Source organism: Celeribacter sp. SCSIO 80788, assembly GCF_051054295.1.
Taxonomy (GTDB): Bacteria; Pseudomonadota; Alphaproteobacteria; order Rhodobacterales; family Rhodobacteraceae; genus Celeribacter.
Map to the genome: position 1 here is coordinate 45,185 of NZ_CP150482.1, position 15,391 is coordinate 60,575.

Consider the following 15,391-nt stretch of genomic DNA (forward strand, 5'->3'; position numbering starts at 1 on the left):
TCACGGATTTCTTGTTGAGCCCCAGAAGAGCAGCACAAGATGTGGGAAGTCAAGCTGGCATCTCGCCTCTAGGGAGAGTGGTGCGTTGATGCTAACTGTTGCATACTTAGAGCAGTGTAATGTCACGCCGCCGAACCGTTATAGGGCTCCTCGCATCGCCCCTCAGACCTCCAGCACAAAGGCCGGAAAGAACTCGACCTCCTCGCCGGGATATCCCCGCTGGTTCGTGACGAAGCGGATCGGGCCGTGGTCGCCTTCGACCGTCCGGCTCTCGCCCTCATGACTGTGGCCCCAGATCCATGTGTCGATCTCGAAGCCCCGGATTTCGTCCCAGAGATCGCAGGCAAACCCGTTGTTCACTGCGCGCTTTTCGTGGCCGCCGATGGTGCGCCAAGGGGCGATCAGCTCGCGCAGGGGAAGATGGTGGGTCATGACCACGGTCGGGCGGTCATATGGGGTGCGCAGGGCGGCGAGGATCGCCGCCTTGTCCAGCGCGTGGCGATACAGCATGTCGTCGATGGTAAAGCGGGTGTCGGGTGCGGTGCGAATGGCGCGGTAGTCCTGCATATAGGCCGAGACCATGATCCGCGCGAGGTCGTCGAACTCAGGATAGAGTCGTAGGTCTGTCCAGAGCGTCGCGCCGATGATACGCACGCCCGCAACCTCGGTGGTCGCGCCATGAAGAACGCGGACGTCGAGGCCTTCGGCGCGCAAATCGGCAAGCTGGCGCTCTTCGTCCGCGCACAGTTCCGACCAGACCGAGCCATAAGGCTCATGGTTGCCCCAGATCACGACGACCGGGCAGCCATATTTGCGCGCAGCCTGCGCGGGGATATCCAGATGCCGCCCCCGCGTGTGCGTGTCGCCCGCGATCAGAACCCCGTCCACCGGCGCGGACAGGTCGGGCAGATCGAAGCCGCCCCAGAATTCGTCATGCAGGTCGCTCCAGACCAGAAACCGCGCCATCGCACCCGTTCACGCAACATATTCCTTGGCGATACCGTAATCGGCCAGCGCGAAGAGCACCACATCGAGGTTCGTTACGCCCAGTTCCGTGGCCTTGCGCATGATCTCGACATGCACACTCGTCGGGACGCGAAGCTCCATCACGGTGTCTGGGTCAAGTTCGGGGTTCTCGCGCAGAACATCCAGCCAAGCCGTCATGTTCTGCACTTTTTCGGCTGTCGTGGTCATAGCTTCATATCCGCAGGTTGGGTTGTTGCGTTTAGGGTTCCGTCGATCTGCGGACCGGCCGCTGAGCGATCCTGAACCATCAGATTGTAGTCGATCAGCCGGAAGGTCATGGTGATCGTCTCAGTGCCTTTCGTCCAGTATTCCGCGACATAGCTCATCCCACATTTGCGCCCCTCGCCAAGAACCGGGGCTATTCGATAATCGAACCGACCCTCGGTCGGCAGGCCGTGGGCGCAGGCTTCGTAGGAATACATGTCATAGGGTTCGGGCATGGGGATCGGCTCGTAAGCACGATCCAGAGCCCACCGCCACATTCGGTCACCCCTGTCAGGCAGGTCAGACGGCTTGCCGTAGAGCCCTTCCAGCTGCGCCAACAACCCTGCTTTATCCGGTCCATCCCCTGCGGCGACACGCACCTCGCGGCGGATCGCGGTCACGACCGAGCCGATGGCCGGGCTGGAGACATCAATCTGGATACTGTCGTACGGTTTGTTGCTCTGATTGCGCAGAAAAAAATCGATCCCGGGCGTGACATAGCCGACCCGCAGATTTGTGCGAAACACCTTGCCTGCCGGGCTTTCCACCTGAAGCGTGCCTTCGACCGGCGAAAGCTTCTGCCCGAGATGTTCCTCAATCAGCTTAACCGCCTCGTCGATTGGCATGCCGGGCTTCACCCCGAGAATGGCGAAGTCGTAGGGGCGCACGGAGGCAGGCTGGGTTTCGGTCAGCGTGTCGTAGCCCTCCGGCTGCGGAAGGGATTGGGCGAAGGTTCGTGACGGAAGTGAACCCACCAACGCTACGGCAAGCAGAATAATCGGCAATCGGAACATCGGGCGAAATCCCCAGACTATGACTATTGTTATAAATAATGACTATAGTCATTAGATGCGCGGTGCAAGCTTCTCCATTAACTTGGGGATGGAGCGTAGCAACCCGGAACTCTTGAAAGCCTTCGCAACCGTGCTTCGGCAGCGGCGCAAAGAGGCTGGGCTGTCACAGGAAGAACTCGCGTTTCGGTGCGATCTGTCGATGAGCTACATTTCGCTGCTGGAGACGCAGAACCGGCAGCCGACGCTGACAGCGCTACATGTGATCGCGGTTCAACTGGGAACTTCCGCGTCCGAAATCCTTGCCGCGGCTGAAAGACTGTTTGCGGGCTCGGACAAGAGATAGCCTTCCTGCTTCTTCCTTCCAAACTCTACGAAATTACAGATTGTAATTTTATATATCAAAAACAATAAGTTGCGATTCATTTTTGTTGCCGCTACGGTGCCTGAATACGCCAAGACGGATTGGGCAGGCAGGCATGTATCTGACGGATGAACAAAAGCGTTTGAGGCATGAACGCATCAAGTTTGAGTTGCGAAGCCGTGGCTTGTCCTTCGCCAAGCTATCGAAACAAGAAGGCCTGCACCGATCCGTGTTCGCAGCCATCTCTGCGACGACAAAGCGTTCCCGAAAGGCTGCAACGCTGATCGCGGAGGCGATCGGCACCACGCCTGAGGCACTTTGGCCAGAGCTTTACGGGAATGAAGGAGGAATAGATGAGTAGCTAGAGACAAGAAAACCGCCGAAAGCACTGGCATGCTTTGGCGGCTTCCCTGAATTGGTGGTCGATTGGAGTCGATAGCTAATTCTCACCAAACACGCGAGCGATGTCAAGGCGGGTGCTGCCCGTCATCGATTTTGCACGCCCAGATCAAGGAATTAGCATGCTGACAGATACTCAGCGGCGCGCCCGGATGATTTTGCAAGGGCGCCTGAACAACACCGAAATTGCAGAGCTTACAGGCTGCGCACGCAACACGGCCCGAAATTGGCGCAAAAACCTGATGAACTCCGGCGTAGGGCTGGATGACATTGAAGGTTTTGATGAGACAGAACTCCTAAAAATCGTCACGCCCGGGGCCTTCACCCGCACGCACCGGTTCGAGGAGCCTGACTGGGATCATGTTCTGTTCGAGCGCTGTGAGCGCGCCATCGATCTCAAGAGGCTTCACAGCGAATACGTCGCCGGGGTGTCCAACCGCAGTTGTGCGATGTCTCTGTCCACGTTCCGCCGCTTCTTTGATCGGCATGCTGAACGAAAAAAACGTCAGGATCTCGTTCGACTATGAACCCGGAGAGATGATTCAAGTCGATTTCGTGGGGCGGAAAAAGGCCAAGCAACCCTTCCTGATCAACGCGGCGGGAACGGAGCGCGACTACGAAATCTTCTGTGCTGTCAGCGTCAAGAGCCGCAAGATCTACCTTCTTGCCATCGAAAGTCAGGCAAAGCTGCCAGTGCTTGCAGCCTTCGTCTCAATGCTCGAATTCTATCGGGGCGCTCCTGTCCTTGTGACGATCGATAACTTCAAAGCGGCAGTCTCCAAGCCCCGGCGGAAAGGAAAAGACGCAGAACTTACCCCTGAGTTTCAGGAATTCGCCGACCACTACCCGTTTGGAATCAAGGCTGCGCGGGTTCGAAAACCTAAAGACAAGGCGCTTGTCGAGAACGCCGTGGGCATTGTGCAGAACGACGTCTTGGCACCACTTCGCAATCGACGCTTCTTTTCCCTGTCAGAGATGAATTCCGCGATCTCTGATCTCTTAGGCGAACTCAATGCTCGACCGCTTTCGGGCCAACCCAGCGAAAGTCGAAATACGCTCTTTGACCGTGTCGATGCGCCGGGCTTCCGCCCCTTGCCAGATCGCCCCTTTGAGGCGGGCATCTGGGTGCTGAAATTGCGAGCCGGGCGAGACTACCGCGTACAGGTTGCTGGCACTCCATATTCTGTGCCCTCAAGGTTTGCCAACGAACAGGTTCGCGCCAAGCTGACGCCGACGACAGTTCACCTGTTTCATCAGGGGAAAATCATCGCAACCCACTCCCGAGAGGACAACTCGGAGAAACCAGTCATAAACCCGGACCACATGCCGCCCGCGCACCGACAGGCATCAATGGCAAGATTGTCCGGGATCAAGAGCTATGTCCATGACATCGGCCCCTGCGCTGAGCAGTTCATCGACGAGCATTTTCGGATGAGCAGGCGGCCGGATGACACGCCAATCTGGCGATGAGGCTGCGCGTGTTGACCGCAACATATTCAAGCGATCGCGTCGAGGCGGCATGTGAACTTGCGCGCAGTATCGGGAAGCGCTCTGCCGTTACGGTCGAGAGCATTCTGGCAAAGGGTACTGATCGGTTGCAAATCGACGCGATTGACCGTCCAGACACCCCGCAACCAAACGAGAATATCCGCGGCTCGTCCTATTTTGCGCAGATGTTTGTTACGGGCGAGGAGAACGGAAATGTCTAACGCACAGTTGTTTGATCTGCTGCACGAGCTGCGCCTCGCAGGTTTCCGCGAAGAACTGGAGCATCAGCTTCAGCTCCCCGATTATGCCGACATGCCGATACAGGACCGCATCCTGCGAATGCTGCAAGCCGAAACCGAGCGGCGTTACCGCAACAAGATCGACCGCCTGATGAAAGCGGCGCAGTTCAAGTATGCGGCTGCGCCCGAAGACATCGACTTCCGGAATGGCTGGAACCTCGACAAGGCGGAGACGCTGGCGCTCCTGAAATGCGATTGGATCACGCGCAAACAGAACCTCATTGTGTCCGGGGCATCCGGCACAGGAAAAACATGGCTCGCTTGCGCATTCGGTGTCGCGGCCGTGCAGCACGAGATGTCAGTGCGCTATGCAAGGGCCGGACGTCTTGCCGAAGAGGTGATGTATGCCCGTCTGGATGGGACGATATCGAAATTGAGGGTCAAGCTCTCCCGGTTGGATCTGCTGATTGTCGATGACTTCGCCCTCAGTCCGATGAGCAAGCAAGAACTGACCGACCTGTTCGAAATCATCGAAGACCGGTCCGCGCATAGTTCGACCATCATGATCGCGCAGCGCTCACCAAAGGAATGGTATGATTACATCAACGAGCCCTTGCTTGCGGATGCGTTCATGGACCGGATCCGGAGCCGCGCCCACCTCCTGCAACTGGAGGGCAAGTCGATGCGGTAACCATCAAGCGCGCAACGTTAATAGCGTTGCGCGCTCAGGCCCTTGGAAACGGGCTGCTCAATAGCGTGAATTTTTGCAATAAACCCTAAGGCTACCTGGGGCTAGGAGCAGTCCCTACACAAGAGCAGCTTACAGGAACAATGCGATATAACAAGCTGCATCACTTGACCTCCCGCTCATGCCAAGCGCTGGTTGCGTCCGGTGTCGGGCGAGGCTGTGTGGAAACTCAGTCAGGCATGGTCGCCCCCGACACGACGTGCTCCCGAGGGAGCCGCGGCAGTACTTCGCTCTGGCGCGGGTCGCCGCATACGGGCCATTGAGGGAACCGTTCCCGCCAGATTCCCGAAATTGGAGTTTTACACAGCCTCGGCCCATTGCCGACAGACGCCAACCAATAATCGTTGCGGCAGTGGCATCGCTCAACGCCGTCATTCGCCGCGAGTGCGAAATTCGATGGCTTTTGGAAAGCCGCAGAGCAAGACGGAGCAGTCAAATGCTCGAGTATGGGCTACTTCCAATTTGCAGTCTGGCGAACCAGTTGCGATGTGCCCGGAGAGCCTTGCTTTTCCACTGATCCGTTTTGCCAATATTGTCAGTTCATGCTCTGCCGCCGCCAAGAGCGGATTGAGGCGGGCGTGTCTGATTTTGGCTCAACGTCGTTCCACCGATCCCAGAAGGCAACAGTCTGGCTGTCAGGCTTCATCTTAGGTTCGGCTATGCGCACGCGTGTTGGCAGAAGGCTCGCGTCGCCGACGACCAGCGCTTCCCCGATGTCCAAGACAGGCAATAGGTCACCAAAACTTCCAAGGCTGTCAGGAAGGAGGCGTTTTATCACGCTCTGATCGTCGCCGTTGGTCAAACGCATCGCAACAACATTGTTGCACTGGCTCAGAACGGTCCGGTTAACTTCCGATGGTCGCTGACTGATAACCACAAGCCCTATCCCGTACTTCCGTCCTTCCTTTGCGATGCGCTCGAAGATTTCGACCGCCACCGCATCAGAGCTGTCGGCGTGCATGCGCTCGGGGATGTAGAGGTGGGCCTCGTCGCACATGATCGCGATTGGATGGCGCTTGTCGATTGCCGTCCAGATACTCGTGGAGAACACGATTTGCGCCAGTAAGCTAACCATCAATGGCAGGACATCTGAGGGCACCTCAGAGAAATCGATAATCTTGATCCCGCCGCTTCCGTCCTCTTGAGACCCTCGGCCGGCTGAGACTGAGTGAACCATCTTTTCGAGCCAATCCATATTCATGCATTCGTCTGGGGGCTGAAAAAGAAATGCAAGACGCCGGTCGTTCCGCTTAGCTTCAAGACGACTTGCCAGTCGACTTAGTTTTCCAAAGTACGGGCCTTGCTTTTCTGTACCTGGCTTCGCCCCAGGCACCATTTGCTCGTCAAGCGCTTTCAACTCTTCTAGAACGCCGTTGATGTCGAATGGCACTGGGCTATCGATGGTGAAATTGTCCAGGATGTCCTTGTGTTGTTCGGGGTCTAGTGCCGCCTTTTTCGTTTCCACGATGGTTCGTGTCATGATCATCGATTGGTTGGGGGCGTTTTGGTCGCTGCGGTCAACGAACATTGCCACCAGCGCCTCATAGCCCAACAACCAGTATGGCAGATGCAATACCCCGTCATCCAAGCCGCGCTTGTGCTCGATGTCTGAAGGCCCCGCAATCCTCAGGTGCTTGAACGCCTCGCCTTTCAGCGGTCGATACTCACCATGGATATCGAACAAGACAACATTCGCCTGTGGCAATTCCGCGATCTGATCCAGCAATCGAGCCGTAGTCCAAGACTTGCCCGATCCAGTACTCCCGACGATCACGGCATGTCGTTGGAAGAGCTTGTTGCCATTCAGATAAGCAACAGCTTCGTCATCCAACGTGAAGTTTCCCAAAGACAGCTTTGGGCCGTCCGTTTTCACGTTGGAAATGACCTGCATAAAATTGGTGAGACGTTCACCCTCCAGAGAGAAGCAATTGGCGTCGATTTCCGGCACGGTTTCTAAGGTTCGGCGAAAAACGTTCTGTTCGTCTCCGACCTTGTCGAGCAAGGTGCCGATAAGTGTGATCTTGACGAGGTTGTTCTCGTTCGGGATCAACTCCATGTCGGTCAATTCTGCCTCTTCCAAATCGCGGTTGTCGGGTTTCCTGGTGATCCGCACCACCACACCAATCAAGTGTTGCCCGGGCTTGCTGCTCTGGAGAACCACCAAACGGTTTACCTGCAGGCGCTTGAGCCTGTCGAGGTCGTCGACGCGGATCGTTGCTGCAGCGGTATCTACTGATATCACGCTGCCGAGGGCTTCATTGTCTACGAAATCGAAAATGGACATGTGCATTACCTAAAGGACTAAATTGTTGAAACCTGGAAGCGACCATAAATCAGCAGTGTCCACCTCGACACCATCTGGGGCCTTTGGGCGGTAGACTCTGCTCCCGGTTCCAGACATCTCGACACCCATGTAGTTTGTACCGGCTTTAGTCTTGAGGAAGTCTTTGGCCTCGTCGGTCAAAGTTCTTGCCAGCACAACGATGGGCACGTTTTTTTCTCTACATCGCTCGATGATTTTTGGATGGATATGCAGATCGCGGAAGCCAAATCCGATACAAAGAAACGCAGATGCGGTCTTCAGCGCGTCATCTGCGCCATTAATTATTGTTCGGAATGGGTCTTGGGACGTTGTCTCGTATTTGTTGAATCCAGGAGTAACGATTAGAGGGGTGTACTCGGCGGGAGGCAATTCAAAGACCGGCAATCCCACCGTTCGCTCATCTGCGGTGCGGAACCAGTCCAGCGAACCATGGACCTTCCAGATCTTGACGACCCGCGAAGCCTTGGAACCATGCCGGAATTTGACTCCGCCGGTGCTCTCCCACTTCTGGATATAGCCTGGAGCAAACCCGGTCTGAAAAAGCACTCCTTTGGAATTGCAGGCAAACTCTGCGACACGATCATAGTTGGTGGTGACGACGTGGATTTCGCGCAAGTTGCTGTTGAACATCCTGGACAGCAAACGCCCAAGAGCGAACTCCCCGCCATTTGACGCTGCAAGGCCTAATAGCGCTGTATCCTTCTCGTTGACACATTGCCAAGTCAGGCCGACTATCTTCGCGAGCAGGGTATCCGGCAAAGCCTTTCCCTCCAACGCAGCTTCAAGATGATCACCGTTTGCTAAGGCCGTCCGGACCAACAACCAAGCGTCCTCTTCGGCTTGGCCCACCGTTTCCAGCTTGTCACACAGGTAGTCGCTCAGTGCTCCCATACTTGGCAATCCATGTGGCATAGAGGCGCCACTTCCAAGGACAATTGTTGGAGATCCTTGGAAACAGGTTTGCGCAAACTTGGCGATGTCTTCTGTCTTCATTTCGTTTGGGACGCTCCCCTTGTGTTGGCATCAATGACCTAAATGAAAAAGCCCGTCATCCGACGCCAAGCAGACCCTATTGGAAATCAACCTTAGTATGCAATTGCCATCAAGAAACAATCTTGGCGTTGAAGCAAGAAGGAACGCTGTACACCGACCATAAGCAACTAGTATCGATGAATTAAACGGCCGCTTCTTGTCACGGCCGTGGTTTCCACACTGGTGCAGCGAATGACGGCTTTCCGCCCATTGTGGCCATAGGCATGTGGCTATCTGTTTTCTATTACTCATGCGCTTCCTTGCTGACATCTCTGAAAAATGTATTGCGCTATGGCGTAAAATTATAAAATTTACGTTGTGGCGTAATTGTATTTGCTTTACGCTGTGGCGTAACAGGAGACTCGCCATGGAACTCACCGCTAGAACCGCAGAACAGATCGGGGAAGCCCTGCGCCGTGTGCGAAAGGGGAACGGCATGACGCAGGCTGACCTTAGTGCCATGACAAACCTGCGGGTGGCGACGATTTCTTCGCTTGAGAATGGCGAGCCGGGGACCAAGCTTGCGACAGTGCTCGCGGTCATGACGGCGTTGAATCTGGAGTTTCGTCTCGTGGAGCGGGGTGAGGCTGTTGATATTGAGGACATCTTTTGATGGCGCGTCGGGCAAAAAGCGGGGAGATGCGTGTCTTGCTCAACGGCAGGCTGGTTGGACAACTGCGTCTTGCCAGTTCCGGGGCGATCAGCTTCACCTACGCGAAAGACTGGCTGGCATGGGGCTTTGCCATGCCGATATCGCTGTCTCTGCCTTTGCGAGAGGAGCCGCATCACGGTGGAGTGGTCATCGCCTATCTGGAAAACCTCTTGCCGGACAATCAGGCGATCCGCGAGCGGGTTGCGGCGCGAGTGCGGGCCGGGGGCACGGATGCCTGGCATATGCTCGAAAAGATCGGACGGGATTGCGTCGGGGCCCTTCAATTCATGAATGGCGACGATGAGCCGATGGGTGGAGGGCTTGAAGGTGAGCCGGTTTCAGACGCCGAGATTGCGGCATTGCTGCGTAATCTGGCAAGCGCTCCGCTTGGCATTGACGAAGAGGATGACTTTCGGATCTCGATTGCAGGGGCTCAGGAGAAGACCGCACTTCTTCGGCGGGATGGTCAGTGGGTGCGCCCGACAGGCCTGACGCCGACGACCCATATCCTGAAGACCCAACTGGGCATCCTGCCGCAGGGCATTGATCTTTCGGATAGTGTGGAGAACGAATTTCTCTGTATGAGCTTTTGTCGGGCCATGGGCGCGGACGTCGCCGAAGTTGAGATCGCCGATTTTGAGGATGTGCGCAGCCTTGTTGTGACGCGATTTGACAGGCGCTGGACGCGCGACGGACGTTTGCTCCGGCTGCCTCAGGAAGATTTTTGCCAAGCGCTCGGCGTGACGCCGAGCCAGAAATACCAGTTCGACGGAGGGCCGGGGGTCGTAGATGGTGTTCGCCTCCTGAGTGGGAGCGACAGGGCTCATGAGGACCAGCGTGCATTCTTCCGGGCACAAATCCTGTTCTGGCTTCTTGGGGCAACGGACGGTCATGCCAAAAACTTCAGCATCGCTATGCGACCCGGAGGGTTCCGCATGACGCCGCTCTACGACATTCTGAGCGCTGAGAAGGCTGCGGCGGAAGGACAAATCCGTCAGAACCGTATGCGCCTTGCCATGTCTGTCGGAGATGGCAACCACTATCGTATCAATGAGGTCATCCCGCGCCATTACCTGCAAACAGCAAAAACGGCTGGGTTTGGTGTGCCGCTGGTTGAAGAATTGTTGTTGGAAGTCTCTGAGCGCATTGAGCCCGCGCTCGATGCGACTTTGTCCGGTTTGCCCGCAGACTTTCCGAGCGAGCTAGTGGATGTCGTTCGTGCTGGTGTCCAGGCGCGAGGCACTGCTTTGGCCACTCTGCTCTGAACGCTCCGATAGCGTCAGAGATCCTGCGTTTCACCTTCTAAAAATATCCTCGGTGGAGCGCCTGCCAAGGCGCGGGGGCAGGCAGCCCCTCTTTAGTCTTTGAGCGTATTGTGTGGCTCCGGGCCACATTTCCGCTTTCGGCGACAGTGGCTGAAAATTGCTGAATGTGGCTCGGGGCCACACTTTTAGGATTCCAAGAGCGCTAATGCAGGATAGGCTAAGCGCCGACAATGTATTACAAATGATCTCATGCCGCAGAAAACCGCCCTCGTTCAAACCCGTGTTCCTCCCGAAATTCGCGCCAAGCTGGAAGCTGTCGCGGGGGAGGCGGGCTTAACCGTTTCCGGTCTCCTGCGACTATTGATTGATAATGTTGTCAGTAAGGAAGAGGCCCCAACCCCTAAGTCTTTGCCCTCGAAGTCACGGCGCGAAGGGAAGGTGACTGCCCGGCTTCCCAGAGGTGTGAGGGAGGACTTGGAAGCCGAGGCGAAGCGGCAGGGTGTCACAGCTTCTTCTTGGGTCGCTGCTATTTTGCAGACGCGCTATCGGAAAGCGCCCTACATGCTCGACTCCGAACGTCGGGGAACACGACGGGCCCTTCGACAGTTGCGCGGTTTGTCGGTGAATGTGAATCAGATCGCACATGCGCTCAATCGAGGCCTTCTTACAGGTGCAGGTGCCGAGCTGACACGCGACGAGCTGATGAAGTTCCGAGACGATGTTGCTGATCTAAGGAAGGCCCTCAGTGCTTACGCCGGTGGTCGTTACAAGGTTTTAACGGCAACCTGGGAGGGTGACGATGATAAGCACCATTCTCGTTAGACTTGCGAGGATTTCACTCAGTGAAGCTTCGATAGTTTGCGGCTGAAAGCCTCTAAGGTGAGACTGAAGGCCAAGAGAAGGCTAGTGCTTGTAAATGCAGCGAGTTTATATGCCATAGGTAAGGCGCCGGACACAAAAAACATTGCACAAATCGTAGCTAGGATGAAAGCGACATTGCCAATTCGGACCGCTCGCCGCCGGATCGGTTATGTCTTGTGACTAAGCCATTTTTCCGGGACTTGCTCGGTGCGGTAATGGGGGTAATCGCTTGTCGCTATTTTCATAGTATCGATATGAGGGATCACTTGGTGTCTCCTATATTGAGGATTTCCTTTGCGTCCTCAAAGCTAATGCTGTGATCATGGTCGAGAGTAAGCTTGACCAAGACTGTCAGGTAGTTTGTCCAAGTTTCCAATGGTCGATCATTTGCGGATGTACGTAGTAACTCAATGCCTGCACCAAGAGAGGCTCGGATGGCCTCAATGGTAGAGGGAAGGGGGCGATCAGTCTTCCCAAGCAATATCCAGCTGGGGCTCACAGCACTTATCTTGCACAGTTGCAGAGTGACGGAGGCGGGGAGCTCTCTAAGTCCCTTTTCGTAATTCTTATAGGCGCGGAGAGAAATGCCAAGTGTTTCGGCAAATTCTTGTTGTGTCTGCCCCGCTTCAGTGCGGAGGCGACGTAAACGCCCCCCAACGTCTAGCAAGCTGGTTGACATTATGGCATTTTCCTTACTATATGGGCACATATGTGACTTTTTCGGTAAATTTTTGCAAATTTAACGTTTTCGTTGCTCAAATTTTAGTTTTCTGTTCGATGGAGCGCAAGCTGTGCCTGAAAAGCTTCTTACTATACCTGAAGTTGCAACTCGAATGTCTTTGTCTGCGCGCAGTATCCGTAGGCTTATTGCAGATCGTGAAATTCGATATATCAGTGTCGGTCGCCGTAAACTTGTGCCTCATGAGGCGATTAAAGAGTTCTATGATCGGAACATGGTTACTCCCCGGCCTGCGGAAGGGGGTGATGGTGTTGAATATTGATCTGATCCCAGCTCAAGAATTGGCTGCGAGGTTTGGGTTTTCTGGTCCGAATGAATCGTTTCGAGCTTTTTGTCAGAGACTGGGAATTAGACCCATTCGAAGAAATCCGAATTTCTATGATGTGGTGCATGTGCGCCTGCAACTCGATCATGCTCAGAATATTTCTGCGAATGGCGGCGACGGAGAACAACCGGCAACAGGCCTTGTCGAGCAGAGGAGACGGCGCCTTGCAAAGAAATAAGCTTCCGAAAGGTGTTCATCGAGTTCGTCGAAAGTTGGTCGCAGGGGTCAAGTATCATTTTTATGCTTGGCGAGGAGGGCCGAAGTTCTAGGAAGATGTTGTGCCATTCCCGAATAGCGCCGAGTTCTATGAAGCTTTCAGTGACGTGTCCCGGTCCAGACGGAGCTCTGTCTATCTTGTGGAAGATTTGGTCGACGACTTTCTGTCCAGTGCTGCCCTGCCAAAAGGGGAGCGTTCCAAAGAGGATCTGGTGCTCTGGCTTGGCCGTTTCCGCGATGAATTCGGAGCTGATCCAGCAGCAATGTTTGAGGAGCGTGCATCTCGAGGTGAGCTGAATGAGTGGCGCAAGCGTTGGATACATTCTCCCAAACAGCATGACATGGCTGGCACGCATTCTGTTCGTGCTCTGAATTGGGCTGTCGAAGAGGGAAAGCTCAAAGAACATCACTGCCACAAATTAAAAAAACTTTACGTGGCGAATAGAAGTGAAATTGTGTGGACCTCTGAGGATTTGAAGGCGTTTAAAGCCTGTGCCCCGAATTGGGTGTGGCGTATTCTTGCAGTCGGGTGTGAGACGGGGCTCAGGGTTTCTGATCTGGTTAAGGTTCGTCTCGATCAATTTGAAGAAACGCCCTATGGTTGGAGGCTTCCCTACAGAACAAGCAAACGTGGCCGTATGGCTTACATTCCGGTCACGCAGGAACTTGCTCGATTGATTGAGGGCGCGCCGGCGGGGCAAGAGGCGCTGCTTGTTAGTCAACTAGGAAGACCGTTGACACCTCGTTGGGCGTCGAACCAGATCACAAAATGGCGCCGGAAAGCCAAAATACCACCCTGGGAAGATGGTAGGGAAAAGGCGCTAGCGGATACGCGCGGCACAGCGGCCACGCGTCTTTTGAATGCGGACCTTTCGCTGCGCCAGATCGCGACACTTATGGGATGGTCTGTGCGCTATGCTGCGCAAGTCATAGAGCTGTACGCACGGGTGAGTCCTAATGAAAGTGATGCCGTTCTTGCTCGCCTGGAAGCCGCAAAAAAGCGTGGTGAGACGTGAAAACTGTAAACGCAAATGTAAACGGCCGAGCCGTTGCACTGAAAGGAGTGATGTAAGTGTTTGAAAAGATTTGGAGGCGAGTACCGGAATCGAACCGGTGTTCACGGATTTGCAATCCGCTGCGTCACCACTCCGCCAACTCGCCAAGAGCCTTATTTCGTGTGGCTTTCCGAGCTTCTAATGAAAGCGTTTGAACAGTGCAAGAGGCGATGTTTGAACATTCTGTTTTTGTTCCGTTCTATTCGTGGCTCCATTTGTCAGATTGGACGCCAGTGTGTCGGGCGTGGCGCAAGGTATCTTCCGTCCTCATTGATCCACCACGGCTTTCCGCTGTTGGCCACGTAATCTTCATCCGGCCGAGCCGCCACGCCCCATTTCATTCTACGCGGAGGAAACCTTCTGCTTTCGTCAAGAGAACACCCTTCAAATACAGTGCCGTCTTTTGGGGCAGTCTCAATATCTCGCCATTCATTAACCATCACGCACTCACTTCTCCCGTTTCAACTGCGCCTTAGAAGCAAGGCTAAACTGATTTGCGCGCGCTGTGTAGTGCCGCACCATCTTCTCAGACATACCGGTCACGGCCATAATCATCGGAACGTCGCATCCGACCTCATAGAGCTCTGTGGCTGCGGCATGTCGAAGGCTGTGAATGTCCCATTTCAGGGCGCCCACGGCCTCTCTGGCATTCCGTATGGCCTGCGATGCTCCGCGATAGCTCCAAGGCCCTGAGCGGCGCGCGTTGGTCAGCATAAACACGCTCTGCCGACGAGATGCGGCGTTGATCGACCTGTGAGATGCGAGGGCGCTTCTGAGGTCAGATGTAAGCGGGACCAACAGCCCCTTGCCGGTCTTGTTCTGCACGACGCGGATCGCATCGCCCTCAATGTCGCTCCATCTCATTTCCAGCACATCCCCGATACGTTGGCCGGACCCAAGGCATAGCTCGAACAGCAATCGCTCACGGGTCTCGAAAGCATAGCGCGCACGGAAAGCTTTGATCTTCTCCGCAGGCCACGGCTCCCGGTCCAACCTCTTCGCCTTCGGCATTTTCAGGCTTTTGACGCCTTGCGCCGGGTTGTCCTTGCGCCATCCGAGATCAATGGAATGCTCGAACAGAACGCGGGCCACCTGCATCACATAATTGGCGAAGCGCACCGCATCCTTATTGGCGTCCATCGCCGCGATGATGTGCTTGCGCTCGAAGCGACGAATGTCACGCGCACCGGTCTTTTCGGCCCAGAAGTCCAAGACCTTCTGATAATCCTTCTGCGTTCGGTCTGAGAGTGCATTCCAGCGCTCGCTTTGCTGGTAGCTCTCGATCAGCCCAGACATCGTGTATTTGGCGCTTACCTGGGCGATACCTCGTTTTGCCTCGGAAAGCAGGAGCGTGTATTCCTTCTGAAATTCCACCGTTCCGGTCTCGGACTTAATGCGGATCGGCTTCGACCCGCGCGGCCAGCGAAAGTGCGGATGATTTCCGCGACCCATGCGGTAGACATATTTCGGAAGCTCTTTTTTCACCGCTTGAAGTCCGTGAGATCAATGATTTCGGATTCGTCCAATTTGACGTTTGTGTCGATTGGCTCAAGGATGATTTCTCCGTCCGGCTTGATGCGGGTTCTGATGTTCACCCCGGCGCTCAGATAAACAGCGAGCTGGCGGGCGGCTTTGGTCTCCGGTGTGGTTGTGATTTTACCCAT

General features: G+C 55.2%; 19 protein-coding genes and 1 tRNA gene. 11 read left to right on the top strand and 9 right to left on the bottom strand.

Features of this window, described 5'->3' with window-relative positions:
- Positions 1-162: 162 nt before the first annotated feature.
- The 3 genes from V1471_RS00230 to V1471_RS00240 are packed head-to-tail and all read right to left on the bottom strand — an operon-like array spanning position 163 to position 2,024.
- Positions 163-966 carry a metallophosphoesterase gene (locus V1471_RS00230; RefSeq protein WP_434286238.1) on the bottom strand — a complete coding sequence of 268 codons (804 nt, stop codon included), beginning with the start codon at positions 964-966 and terminating at the stop codon, positions 163-165.
- A 9-nt stretch (positions 967-975) separates the two neighbouring features.
- Positions 976-1,194, bottom strand: a complete 219-nt coding sequence (locus V1471_RS00235; RefSeq protein WP_434286239.1) for a hypothetical protein — start codon at positions 1,192-1,194, stop codon at positions 976-978.
- On the bottom strand, positions 1,191-2,024 hold the full coding sequence (locus V1471_RS00240; RefSeq protein WP_434286240.1) for a hypothetical protein: 834 nt from the start codon (positions 2,022-2,024) through the stop codon (positions 1,191-1,193). Before V1471_RS00240 ends, V1471_RS00235 begins: the two co-directional genes overlap by 4 nt.
- A gap of 55 nt (positions 2,025-2,079) precedes the next feature.
- On the opposite strand from V1471_RS00240, the gene V1471_RS00245 reads away from it, so the two are divergent.
- The 5 genes from V1471_RS00245 (at position 2,080) to istB (ending at position 5,202) form a co-directional block, all read left to right on the top strand.
- The gene (locus V1471_RS00245) at positions 2,080-2,367 is read left to right on the top strand and encodes a helix-turn-helix domain-containing protein (RefSeq protein ID WP_434286241.1); all 288 of its coding nucleotides are present in this window, start codon (positions 2,080-2,082) and stop codon (positions 2,365-2,367) included.
- 133 nt (positions 2,368-2,500) lie between these two features.
- The gene (locus V1471_RS00250; RefSeq protein ID WP_434286242.1) at positions 2,501-2,746 is read left to right on the top strand and encodes a helix-turn-helix domain-containing protein; all 246 of its coding nucleotides are present in this window, start codon (positions 2,501-2,503) and stop codon (positions 2,744-2,746) included.
- Between the two features lie 160 nt (positions 2,747-2,906).
- Positions 2,907-3,311 (top strand): helix-turn-helix domain-containing protein, encoded by a 405-nt coding sequence (locus V1471_RS00255; protein WP_434286243.1) that lies wholly within the window; start codon positions 2,907-2,909, stop codon positions 3,309-3,311.
- Positions 3,271-4,254 carry a Mu transposase domain-containing protein gene (locus tag V1471_RS00260; protein WP_434286244.1) on the top strand — a complete coding sequence of 328 codons (984 nt, stop codon included), beginning with the start codon at positions 3,271-3,273 and terminating at the stop codon, positions 4,252-4,254. The genes V1471_RS00255 and V1471_RS00260 overlap by 41 nt, the downstream gene beginning before the upstream one ends.
- A 246-nt stretch (positions 4,255-4,500) precedes the next feature.
- Positions 4,501-5,202 (top strand): IS21-like element helper ATPase IstB, encoded by a 702-nt coding sequence (gene istB, locus V1471_RS00265; protein ID WP_434286245.1) that lies wholly within the window; start codon positions 4,501-4,503, stop codon positions 5,200-5,202.
- A 592-nt stretch (positions 5,203-5,794) separates the two neighbouring features.
- Here istB and V1471_RS00270 read toward each other — a convergent pair.
- Together V1471_RS00270 and V1471_RS00275 are read right to left on the bottom strand one after the other, a co-directional pair.
- On the bottom strand, positions 5,795-7,543 hold the full coding sequence (locus tag V1471_RS00270) for an ATP-binding protein (RefSeq protein WP_434286246.1): 1,749 nt from the start codon (positions 7,541-7,543) through the stop codon (positions 5,795-5,797).
- A gap of 9 nt (positions 7,544-7,552) precedes the next feature.
- Complete coding sequence (locus V1471_RS00275; RefSeq protein ID WP_434286247.1) at positions 7,553-8,575, bottom strand: SIR2 family protein; 1,023 nt, start codon at positions 8,573-8,575, stop codon at positions 7,553-7,555.
- Between the two features lie 406 nt (positions 8,576-8,981).
- Between V1471_RS00275 and V1471_RS00280 the strand changes: the two genes are divergently transcribed.
- From V1471_RS00280 to V1471_RS00290, 3 genes are all read left to right on the top strand, one after another.
- Positions 8,982-9,227, top strand: coding sequence for a helix-turn-helix domain-containing protein (locus V1471_RS00280; RefSeq protein ID WP_434286248.1), 246 nt, complete (start codon positions 8,982-8,984; stop codon positions 9,225-9,227).
- Positions 9,227-10,531, top strand: coding sequence for a type II toxin-antitoxin system HipA family toxin (locus V1471_RS00285; RefSeq protein WP_434286249.1), 1,305 nt, complete (start codon positions 9,227-9,229; stop codon positions 10,529-10,531). Before V1471_RS00280 ends, V1471_RS00285 begins: the two co-directional genes overlap by 1 nt.
- Before the next feature lie 249 nt (positions 10,532-10,780).
- On the top strand, positions 10,781-11,353 hold the full coding sequence (locus tag V1471_RS00290; RefSeq protein WP_434286250.1) for a MobC family plasmid mobilization relaxosome protein: 573 nt from the start codon (positions 10,781-10,783) through the stop codon (positions 11,351-11,353).
- A gap of 301 nt (positions 11,354-11,654) precedes the next feature.
- On the opposite strand, the gene V1471_RS00295 is transcribed toward V1471_RS00290, so the two are convergent.
- Positions 11,655-12,101, bottom strand: coding sequence for a helix-turn-helix domain-containing protein (locus tag V1471_RS00295; RefSeq protein WP_434286251.1), 447 nt, complete (start codon positions 12,099-12,101; stop codon positions 11,655-11,657).
- 82 nt (positions 12,102-12,183) lie between these two features.
- Between V1471_RS00295 and V1471_RS00300 the strand changes: the two genes are divergently transcribed.
- The 3 genes from V1471_RS00300 (at position 12,184) to V1471_RS00310 (ending at position 13,688) form a co-directional block, all read left to right on the top strand.
- Complete coding sequence (locus V1471_RS00300; RefSeq protein WP_434286252.1) at positions 12,184-12,393, top strand: helix-turn-helix domain-containing protein; 210 nt, start codon at positions 12,184-12,186, stop codon at positions 12,391-12,393.
- Positions 12,335-12,634 carry a hypothetical protein gene (locus V1471_RS00305; protein WP_434290980.1) on the top strand — a complete coding sequence of 100 codons (300 nt, stop codon included), beginning with the start codon at positions 12,335-12,337 and terminating at the stop codon, positions 12,632-12,634. Before V1471_RS00300 ends, V1471_RS00305 begins: the two co-directional genes overlap by 59 nt.
- 178 nt (positions 12,635-12,812) lie before the next feature.
- Positions 12,813-13,688, top strand: coding sequence for a tyrosine-type recombinase/integrase (locus tag V1471_RS00310; protein ID WP_434286253.1), 876 nt, complete (start codon positions 12,813-12,815; stop codon positions 13,686-13,688).
- Positions 13,689-13,759: 71 nt separating this feature from the next.
- On the opposite strand, the gene V1471_RS00315 is transcribed toward V1471_RS00310, so the two are convergent.
- The 3 genes from V1471_RS00315 to V1471_RS00325 form a co-directional block, all read right to left on the bottom strand.
- A tRNA-Cys gene (locus V1471_RS00315) sits at positions 13,760-13,833 on the bottom strand.
- Between the two features lie 341 nt (positions 13,834-14,174).
- On the bottom strand, positions 14,175-15,212 hold the full coding sequence (locus tag V1471_RS00320) for a tyrosine-type recombinase/integrase (protein ID WP_434286254.1): 1,038 nt from the start codon (positions 15,210-15,212) through the stop codon (positions 14,175-14,177).
- The gene (locus V1471_RS00325) at positions 15,209-15,391 is read right to left on the bottom strand and encodes a hypothetical protein (RefSeq protein ID WP_096805615.1); all 183 of its coding nucleotides are present in this window, start codon (positions 15,389-15,391) and stop codon (positions 15,209-15,211) included. The genes V1471_RS00320 and V1471_RS00325 overlap by 4 nt, the downstream gene beginning before the upstream one ends.

Bases quoted from the DNA above. Each gene is read 5' to 3' on its own strand.
- V1471_RS00230 (WP_434286238.1), bottom strand. From the start codon at position 966: ATGGCGCGGTTTCTGGTCTGGAGCGACCTGCATGACGAATTCTGGGGC.
- V1471_RS00235 (WP_434286239.1), bottom strand. From the start codon at position 1,194: ATGACCACGACAGCCGAAAAAGTGCAGAACATGACGGCTTGGCTGGAT.
- V1471_RS00240 (WP_434286240.1), bottom strand. From the start codon at position 2,024: ATGTTCCGATTGCCGATTATTCTGCTTGCCGTAGCGTTGGTGGGTTCA.
- V1471_RS00245 (WP_434286241.1), top strand. From the start codon at position 2,080: ATGCGCGGTGCAAGCTTCTCCATTAACTTGGGGATGGAGCGTAGCAAC.
- V1471_RS00250 (WP_434286242.1), top strand. From the start codon at position 2,501: ATGTATCTGACGGATGAACAAAAGCGTTTGAGGCATGAACGCATCAAG.
- V1471_RS00255 (WP_434286243.1), top strand. From the start codon at position 2,907: ATGCTGACAGATACTCAGCGGCGCGCCCGGATGATTTTGCAAGGGCGC.
- V1471_RS00260 (WP_434286244.1), top strand. From the start codon at position 3,271: ATGCTGAACGAAAAAAACGTCAGGATCTCGTTCGACTATGAACCCGGA.
- V1471_RS00270 (WP_434286246.1), bottom strand. From the start codon at position 7,543: ATGTCCATTTTCGATTTCGTAGACAATGAAGCCCTCGGCAGCGTGATA.
- V1471_RS00275 (WP_434286247.1), bottom strand. From the start codon at position 8,575: ATGAAGACAGAAGACATCGCCAAGTTTGCGCAAACCTGTTTCCAAGGA.
- V1471_RS00280 (WP_434286248.1), top strand. From the start codon at position 8,982: ATGGAACTCACCGCTAGAACCGCAGAACAGATCGGGGAAGCCCTGCGC.
- V1471_RS00285 (WP_434286249.1), top strand. From the start codon at position 9,227: ATGGCGCGTCGGGCAAAAAGCGGGGAGATGCGTGTCTTGCTCAACGGC.
- V1471_RS00290 (WP_434286250.1), top strand. From the start codon at position 10,781: ATGCCGCAGAAAACCGCCCTCGTTCAAACCCGTGTTCCTCCCGAAATT.
- V1471_RS00295 (WP_434286251.1), bottom strand. From the start codon at position 12,101: ATGTGCCCATATAGTAAGGAAAATGCCATAATGTCAACCAGCTTGCTA.
- V1471_RS00305 (WP_434290980.1), top strand. From the start codon at position 12,335: ATGATCGGAACATGGTTACTCCCCGGCCTGCGGAAGGGGGTGATGGTG.
- V1471_RS00325 (WP_096805615.1), bottom strand. From the start codon at position 15,391: ATGGGTAAAATCACAACCACACCGGAGACCAAAGCCGCCCGCCAGCTC.